General features: G+C 68.3%; 4 protein-coding genes. 2 read left to right on the forward strand and 2 right to left on the reverse strand.

Annotation, left to right across the window (positions count from 1 at the left end; all coding sequences use genetic code 11):
• Positions 1–102 precede the first annotated feature (102 nt).
• Positions 103–1,473, reverse strand: a complete 1,371-nt coding sequence (locus C5O18_RS05210) for an ATP-binding protein (protein WP_105192071.1) — start codon at positions 1,471–1,473, stop codon at positions 103–105.
• 1 nt (position 1,474) lies between these two features.
• Positions 1,475–2,206: an osmolarity response regulator transcription factor OmpR gene (gene ompR, locus C5O18_RS05215; protein ID WP_105192073.1), complete on the reverse strand. Its 732-nt coding sequence runs from the start codon at positions 2,204–2,206 to the stop codon at positions 1,475–1,477.
• A gap of 229 nt (positions 2,207–2,435) precedes the next feature.
• Here ompR and C5O18_RS05220 point away from each other — a divergent pair, with 229 nt between their 5' ends.
• Together C5O18_RS05220 and gshA are read left to right on the forward strand one after the other, a co-directional pair.
• Entirely contained in the window at positions 2,436–4,820 is a 2,385-nt protein-coding gene (locus C5O18_RS05220; protein WP_105192075.1) for a Tex family protein, read from the forward strand.
• A gap of 47 nt (positions 4,821–4,867) precedes the next feature.
• Positions 4,868–6,384 (forward strand): glutamate--cysteine ligase (gene gshA, locus C5O18_RS05225; protein WP_105192077.1); only part of this gene is annotated, 1,517 nt, incomplete at its 3' end.

The following is a 6,384-nucleotide window of genomic DNA, read 5'->3' on the forward strand; positions in this document are numbered from 1 at the left end:
GACCGGGTCGATGTCGAGAGCCTGGTGCATGAAGGCCAGCACGGGCCGGACAGCCTGCAGTGATACCCCTCCCGCTCGCCGGGCGTGTTCGGGCGGCGGTTTTCAGGCGTTCTGGCGCGTGCGCGGCAGCGGCAGCCGCACGGTGATGTGCAGCCCGCCCTGCGGGTGATTGTCCAGCACCAGCTGGCCATGGTGCTGCTGCACGATGCGGGCGACGATAGCCAACCCCAGTCCCGATCCCTGCGAGCTGCGCGCCTGGTCGCCGCGGCGGAACGGCTGCATGAGTTCGCCGATGCGGCCCGGGTCGATGCCGGGGCCGTGATCGCGGCAGTGCAGGCAGGCGTGCGGGCCGGAGATGTCGGTCCACATCTCGACCGGTCCGGCACCGTAGCGCAGCGCGTTCTGCAGCATGTTGCCGATCAGCCGCTTGAGAGACAGCTTGCGCAGCGACAGCAGCGGCAGCGCACCGGCGCTGAAGCGGACATCGAGCTGGTGCTCGAACTGCTGCGCGACCTCCTGCGCCAGCAGGTTGAGGTCCACCGGCTCGCGCTTCTCCTCCGAGCCGTCGCGCATGAAGGCGATGAACTGGTCGAGGATGGCATCCATGTCCTCGATGTCGGTCACCATGCCCTCGGCCAGTTCGCGGTCTGACATCATCTCGGCGGTGAGGCGCAGGCGGGTCAGCGGCGTGCGCAGGTCATGCGAGATGCCGGCGAGCATGACGGTGCGCTCGCGTTCGGCCTGGTGGATCTGGCGTGTCATCTGGTTGAAGGCGCGGTTGACCGCACGGATCTCGGTCGGACCGCTGTATTCCTCCAGCTGGGTGCTGTGCAGGCCGCGGCCGACGCGGATGGCGGCCAGCTGCAGGCGCTTGAGCGGGCGGTTGAGCTGTCGCGCCAGGATGACGATGGCGATGATCGCCAGCAGCGGCACGCCCAGTACCCAGCCGATGATGATGCCCGGGCTGTACTGCTGGATGAAGCTGAGCTCTTCCCTTACCCAGATCGGGGTCTCGGTGGGTGCGCTGATCCACAGCGTGGGCACCGGCTTGAACTCGAAATAGACCTGCGGGCGGTGGTCGAGCTCGCGGCGCAGCTGCTTCTGGAAGTGGTCGGTGAAGATCTCGGCGAACCACTTGTCGCGCGGTTTCGGGAACTGCGAGGGATCGCGCACCACGATCATGTTGCCGAAGCGCAGCAGGTCTTCGTCGATCTCGCCGGCTACCGGTGTGCCCGACAGCTCGGCGTCACGCAGCAGGGCCAGCTTGAGCGCGGAGGTGTGGGCGTGCTGGCGGATCTCTGGCAGGTAGAGGTTCTGCCAGAAGAAGGCGATGGACAGCACCTGGCTGGCCAGCACCACGATGCCGATGACCAGGGTGGTGCGCATGGCACTGCTGCGCGGCTTCAGCCACTGCAGCAGGCCCGATTTCCTGCGCGGACGCGGGCCGGAGGCCGCGATGCCGGTCAGGCTCATGTCAGCCCTGCCCGTCCGGCACGAACACGTAGCCCACGCCCCAGACGGTCTGGATGTAGCGTGCCGATGACGGGTTGGCCTCGATCAGGCGGCGCAGGCGCGACACCTGCACGTCGATGGAGCGCTCCATGGCGCCCCATTCGCGGCCGCGTGCCAGCGACATCAGCTTGTCGCGGGTCAGCGGTTCGCGCGGGTGCTGCACCAGGGCCTTGAGCACGGCGAATTCGCCGGTGGTCAGCGACACGGTCTCGCCTTCGCGGGTGAGCTGGCGGGTGGACAGGTCCAGCGTCCAGGGCCCGAAGCTGACCACCTCGGCGATCTGCGAGGGTGCACCCGGCAGCTCGCGCGACTGGCGGCGCAGCACGGCGCGCATGCGCGCCAGCAGTTCCTGCGGGTTGAACGGTTTGGGCAGGTAGTCGTCGGCGCCGGCCTCCAGGCCGCTGATGCGGTCGCTGTCGGCGCCGCGCGCGGTGAGCATGATGATGGGCGTGTTGTTCCCTGCGTCGCGCAGGCGGCGGCAGATGGCCAGGCCGTCCTCGCCGGGCAGCATGAAGTCGAGCACGACCAGCGAGAACAGTTCGCGCGCCAGCAGGCGGTCCATCTGCACGGCATCGGCGACGGTGCGCACGCTGAAGCCCTGCTCTTCGAGGAAGCGCTGCAGCAGATTGCGCAGGCGCACATCGTCATCGACCACCAGTATCTTCAGCTGTTCGCTGCTGACGTTCTCCATCATTGCCCTCGTGCCAGTGCTGTCTGGTTCCTGTGCCGGAACGTTGCGACCGGCTTCGAGTGTACGCAGGCCATGGCCGTTTGGATATTGCGCCAGGGCAGGGTTTGGCGTCCCGGGCTGACAGGATCGTCCGGCTGGGCGGCAGGATGACGCCGTGCTTATAATCCGGCCCTCCCTCAATCCGGGACGGCCGTGCGGTTCGCGGCCCCCGGGCAGTCATAACCGAGTCGCCATGTCATCCATCGCCCGCCAGATCGCCACCGAGCTCGCCGTCCGTCCCGAGCAGGTCGAGGCCGCCATTGCCCTGCTCGACGGTGGCGCCACCGTCCCGTTCATCGCCCGCTATCGCAAGGAAGTCACCGGTGCGCTCGATGACACCCAGCTGCGTAACCTGGAAGAGCGCCTGCTCTACCTGCGCGAGCTGGAGGAGCGGCGTGCTGCCATCCTCAAGAGCATCGGCGAGCAGGGCAAGCTGACCCCCGAACTGGAAGCGCAGATCCGCGAGGCCGACACCAAGGCGCGCCTGGAGGATCTCTACCTGCCCTACAAGCCGAAGCGCGTGACCAAGGGCCAGCTGGCGCTGGCGGCCGGCATCGGCCCGCTCGCCGACCTACTGCTGGCGGAGCCGCAGCGCGTGCCGGAGCAGGAGGCGCAGGGCTACATCGTGGCCGAGGCGCCCGAAGGCGGCAGCGCCTATCCGGACGTGAAGGCGGTGCTCGAGGGTGCCAAGCACATCCTCATGGAGCGCTTCGCCGAGCAGGCCGACCTGCTTGCCAACCTGCGCGGATACCTGCAGGAGCGCGCGCTGCTGAGTGCCCGCCTGATCGCCGGCAAGGAGCAGGAAGGCGCCAAGTTCCGTGATTACTTCGAGCATGACGAGAAGCTGGCGGAGGCACCGTCGCACCGCGCGCTGGCCATGTTCCGCGGCCGCAACGAAGGTTTCCTGACGCTCAACCTGGCGCTGCCGGACAGCGACGGCCCGGTGCATCCGTGCGAGTCGCTGATCGCCGGCCACGTCGGTGTCAGCGACCAGGGCCGTCCGGCCGATGCCTGGCTGCGCGAGGTGGTGCGCTGGACCTGGCGCGTGAAGCTGCTCACCCATCTCGAGACCGATCTGCTCACCGAGCTGCGCCAGCGTGCCGAGGAAGAGGCCATCCGCGTGTTCGCGCGCAACCTCAAGGACCTGCTGATGGCGGCGCCGGCCGGCCTGCGCCCGACCCTGGGCCTGGACCCGGGCCTGCGTACCGGCGTCAAGGTCGCGGTCGTCGACGGCACCGGCAAGCTGGTCGCCAACACCACCGTCTTTCCGCACGAACCGCGCCGTGACTGGGACGGCTCGCTGCACACGCTGGCCAAGCTGTGCCAGCAGCATGGCGTCGAACTGATCGCCATCGGCAACGGTACCGCGTCGCGCGAGACCGACAAGCTCGCCGGCGAGCTGATGAAGAAGCACCCCGAGCTGAAGCTGACCAAGATCGTGGTCAGCGAGGCCGGCGCCTCGGTGTACTCGGCCTCCGAGCTGGCGGCGCGCGAGTTCCCGAATCTGGATGTCACCTTCCGCGGCGCGGTATCGATCGCCCGCCGCCTGCAGGACCCGCTGGCCGAGCTGGTGAAGATCGAGCCCAAGGCCATCGGCGTCGGGCAGTATCAGCACGACGTCAACCAGGTCCGCCTGTCGCGCATGCTCGACGCCGTGGTCGAGGACTGCGTCAATGCCGTCGGCGTGGATGTGAACACGGCATCGGCGGCGCTGCTGGCGCGCATCGCAGGCCTCAACGGCACCATCGCCCAGAACATCGTCAGCTTCCGCGACCAGAACGGCGTGTTCGCCAGCCGCGATGCGCTGAAGCAGGTGCCGCGCCTGGGTGACCGCACCTTCGAGCAGGCCGCCGGCTTCCTGCGCGTGGTCGGCGGCGACAATCCGCTGGATGCCTCCGCCGTGCACCCGGAAGCCTACCCGGTGGTGCAGAAGCTGCTCGCCGACAGCGGCAAGGCCGTGGCCGACATCATCGGCGACGGTCGCTTCCTGCGCGCGGTCAACGCCGAGAAGTATGTCGACGACCGTTTCGGCGCGCTCACCGTGACCGACATCCTGCGCGAGCTGGAGAAGCCGGGCCGCGACCCGCGCCCCGAGTTCAAGGCCGCCGTCTTCGATGACGCCGTGACCGAGATCAGCGATCTCAAGCCGGGCATGATCCTCGAAGGCGTGGTCACCAACGTCACCGCCTTCGGCGCCTTCGTCGACATCGGCGTGCACCAGGATGGCCTGGTGCACATCTCCGTGCTCGCCGACCGCTTCGTCAAGGATCCGCACGAGGTGGTCAAGGCCGGCGACATCGTCAAGGTCAAGGTCATCGAGGTGGATGCGCCGCGCAAGCGCATCGCGCTGTCGCGCCGCCTCGGAGAGGCTGCACCGGCCCCGCGCGGCGATGCCGGTCGCGTCGGCCAGGGTGGCGGCCAGGGCAGGAGCGGTCAGGGCGCTGGCCGTGGCACGGGCGGGGCCTCCGGTCGCGGTGGCAGTCAGGGTCAGCAGAGCTTTGGTGGCGGACAGGGTTGCGGCAATGGCAAATCTGGTACGCTCGGCGACCTTCTGCGCAAGGCGGGTGTGTCCCGCTGATGGCGGGCACCATGCTGCCCCGCGGCCAGGCCTGATCTAAGGAGACCATGATGGATGCCACCCTGCAGCGACAGCTCGCCTGGCTGGAGCGGGACGCGGCCTGTCTCGTCGGCATGCGCCGCGGTCTCGAGAAGGAGGCCTTGCGCGTGCAGCCGGATGGCTGGCTGGCGCAGACGCCGCACCCTCGGGCGCTGGGCTCGACGCTGACGCATCCGTACATCACCACGGACTATTCCGAGGCCCTGATCGAGCTGATCACGCCGGCCTGCGGCAGCATCGACCAGGCACTGGGCTGGCTCGACGACCTGCACCGGCATGTCTACGCCCACATCGGCGAAGAGCGCCTGTGGGTCAACTCCATGCCCTGCAAGCTCGGGCCGGACGACAACATTCCGCTGGCGCAGTACGGCAGCTCGAACATCGGCCGCATGAAGACCCTGTACCGCCACGGCCTCGGCCTGCGCTACGGCCGTCGCATGCAGACCATCGCCGGCATCCACTACAACCTTTCTTTCCCCGAGACCTTCTGGCGCCGCTGGCAGGGCGAGGCCGGCGCCGTCGGCGAGCTGCAGGCCTTCATGTCGGCGCGCTATCTCGGCCTGGTGCGCAACTTCCAGCGCCGCAGCTGGCTGCTGCTGTACCTGCTGGGTGCCAGCCCGGCGGTCTGCGGTACCTTCCTGGAGGGGCGCGAACACGGTCTGCAGAGCCTGCCGTCGGGCACGCTCTACCTGCCCGAGGCGACTTCGCTGCGCATGAGCAAGCTGGGTTACCAGAACGATGCCCAGTCCGGCCTGCATGTGTCCTACAACGCGCTGGACGAGTACATCCATGATCTCGACAGCGCCATCCGCACGCCCTACCCGCCCTACGAGGCCGCTGGCGTGGTGCGCGACGGTGTCTGGCAGCAGATCAACGCCAATATCCTGCAGATCGAGAACGAGTACTACGGCCTGATCCGCCCCAAGCGCACCATCCGCAGTGGCGAGCGCCCGACCCAGGCGCTGGCGCGCCGTGGTGTCGAGTATGTCGAGCTGCGCTGTGTCGACCTTGATCCGTTCGAGCCGCTGGGCATCGGCGTCGACAGTGCGCACTTCCTCGAGGTATTCGCGCTGCACTGCCTGCTGACCGACAGCCCGGCGTTCAGGCCGACCGATTACGATCGCCTGCCCGAGAATCAGCAGGCCATGGTCGAGCGTGGTCGCGATCCCGGACTGGTATTGAACGATTGCAGCGGCCGCCACCGCTTCCGTGATCTCGCGGCGAGGCTGTTCGATGAGCTGCAGTCGGTGGCCGAGGTGCTGGATGCCGCGCATGCCACCAGTGCCTACACGCAGGCGCTCGCGCGTCAGCGCGACAAGCTGCGCGATCCGGCACTCACCGGTTCGGCGCGTGTGCTCGAGGCCATGTCGGCAGCCGGTCACGGCTTCTACGGCTTCGCCCAAGAGCGTGCCGACCGAATTCGTGATGAAATGCTGGCCAGGCCGCTGCCCGCCGACCGCGAGCGTGAACTGTCCGGTGCGGCCGGTGCGTCGCTCGCCGCCCAGGCTGATCTCGAGGCGCAGCC

This window comes from Amnimonas aquatica (assembly GCF_002943415.1).
GTDB classification, from domain to species: Bacteria; Pseudomonadota; Gammaproteobacteria; order Pseudomonadales; family Moraxellaceae; genus Perlucidibaca; species Perlucidibaca aquatica_A.

Bases quoted from the DNA above. Each gene is read 5' to 3' on its own strand.
- C5O18_RS05210 (WP_105192071.1), bottom strand. From the start codon at position 1,473: ATGAGCCTGACCGGCATCGCGGCCTCCGGCCCGCGTCCGCGCAGGAAA.
- ompR (WP_105192073.1), bottom strand. From the start codon at position 2,206: ATGATGGAGAACGTCAGCAGCGAACAGCTGAAGATACTGGTGGTCGAT.
- C5O18_RS05220 (WP_105192075.1), top strand. From the start codon at position 2,436: ATGTCATCCATCGCCCGCCAGATCGCCACCGAGCTCGCCGTCCGTCCC.